Genomic DNA, 1,506 nt, shown 5'->3' with positions numbered 1-1,506 from the left:
GTTTTAGACATGTGGACGGAGAAAGCAAACGATAGTGTGAAATACGATAAGCTCGCAAGCCAAGCAGAGTTTGATAAGTTCTAATTTAAAGACTTGAGTATTTTTGGTATGATAATGATAAATATAGTAATAAGCACAAAAAATGGGAAAATATATTTACATTAATATCAGATTGATGTAAAATGAAAAGATTTACGAAAGGAGTATGAATATGATTTATTCAAATGAAAGAAAACTATATTTAAGTGGTTGGCTAAAGAATAATGACAATACATCATATGAGACCCCTTTAAAGTTGCAAAAATTTTTGCTGTTTTATGAAGCCTTTACGAAAGTATCTGGAGAAACACCTGATTTTAGTCATTTAAGAGGGTATAAAAAAGGTCCGGTATTTAGTAATGTTTGGGGAGATTATACTAAGGAAAGAGCAAGCTTTAATGTGGCGGCTCAGAATGCGTATGATAAAAATGTTGAAGCTATTAATGTTAAAAGGGCTGAAAAATGCGCTTTTATAGTTGGTACTATGACGGAAAAGGAATTATCTGATCTTACACATCAGATGAATCTTTGGAAATCAAAAGAAAATCGCATTGTGTCTGGTGAGTATCAAGTAGATTTAGATGAATCGGACTTCAATTATAATGATAAAAAACTGATCGATGCATTAGATGCAATGTATTCAACAAATATGGTAGAAAACTCAAAAATTATAAATTTAGATAAAAAATACTTTGTATTTTCAAAATCTGATTCGGAATTACTTACGGAGAAACATTTCGATATGATGCTTACTCTTGCGGAAAATGAAGAACTCCATAATCCAGTATTCGTCGATATTGACGAAGAAGGGAGGCTTCTGATTGATTAACGAAAAAGATGTTGTGAGGATGAAAGTGCCTTATCCGTCTATATCGGATGGGATGGCTGTGGCTTCACATATGTATATTTGTAATAAACATTCGGGTACAGTGTATGAGTATATTAAATGTCAAACACTAAAACCTTATATGCTTATTAGAAACCCAATGGTTCATTATCATGATGAGCAGCCAGATATATCTAGGAATCCATTTACGCGACCAACTAGAATAGATTGTGATAAGTTATTTCTGACAACTACAGTACATTATGATGATCGATTAAAAACATTAAATCGTCCAGATGTATGTGAGGATTTATTTAGATCTGTACGAGTAGAATTATTGAAAGACGGCTATACGAACATAAATATAAATGAAATAGAACTAAAGAACTTGAATAGATTGATTTACTGATAAATTAATCATGGAAGATTATTTCTAGCACTTACTAAATAGTAGGTGCTTTTTTCATGCCTATTTTTAGGAAGGAGGTGAAGTTATGGCAAACAGGATTAAAGGTATTACTGTTGAAATTGGTGGGGATACTACAGGCTTGGATAAGTCTTTACAACAGGTGAATTCGACTATTCGCTCAACCGAGCAGTCGCTTCGTGATGTTAATAGGCTTTTGAAACTTGATCCGACT

General features: G+C 32.6%; 1 protein-coding gene. It reads left to right on the top strand.

The window, feature by feature from the left end; translation table 11 throughout:
- Window positions 1–211: 211 nt before the first annotated feature.
- Complete coding sequence (locus ACTJLE_RS06265; protein WP_032812428.1) at window positions 212–868, top strand: hypothetical protein; 657 nt, start codon at window positions 212–214, stop codon at window positions 866–868.
- Window positions 869–1,506 lie beyond the last annotated feature (638 nt).

This window comes from Gardnerella sp. CCPDSM, assembly GCF_056754715.1.
This window is presented reverse-complemented; position numbering and strand designations above follow the sequence as displayed.